General features: G+C 50.2%; 1 protein-coding gene and 1 pseudogene. Both read right to left on the bottom strand.

What is annotated here, in order from left to right; genetic code table 11:
- Window positions 1-121 (bottom strand): annotated as a pseudogene (locus HEN33_RS26730) (head-tail adaptor protein); the annotation flags it as partial.
- A 10-nt stretch (window positions 122-131) separates the two neighbouring features.
- Window positions 132-229, bottom strand: a 98-nt coding sequence (locus HEN33_RS26725; protein WP_242460335.1) for a hypothetical protein, incomplete at its 5' end; no start/stop codon positions are given.

Below are 229 nucleotides of genomic sequence, written 5' to 3'. Positions count from 1 at the left end.
TATCCGCATGAATTTTCCCGCATGACACCCATTCTTCCGTCATTTCTCCGGCAGCATTACGGGTTAACACCGGCTTCAGAACACTTATCATCTGTGTCAGACGACCTGCAGATATTGCCATTCCTCCCTCCTCATAACACCGTCGGACAACGCAAATCGTAAATCAGCACGGACACAGAAAACGGCAGTTCTCCCTGAATCAGTTCTTCCCGCTCCGCAAGATCCGGAT

Origin of the sequence: Escherichia sp. 94.0001 (assembly GCF_013369155.2) — a bacterium.
GTDB classification, from domain to species: domain Bacteria; phylum Pseudomonadota; class Gammaproteobacteria; order Enterobacterales; family Enterobacteriaceae; genus Escherichia; species Escherichia coli_F.
Note: the sequence above shows the minus strand (reverse complement) of the source record. Positions and strands in the feature narration are given on the sequence as shown.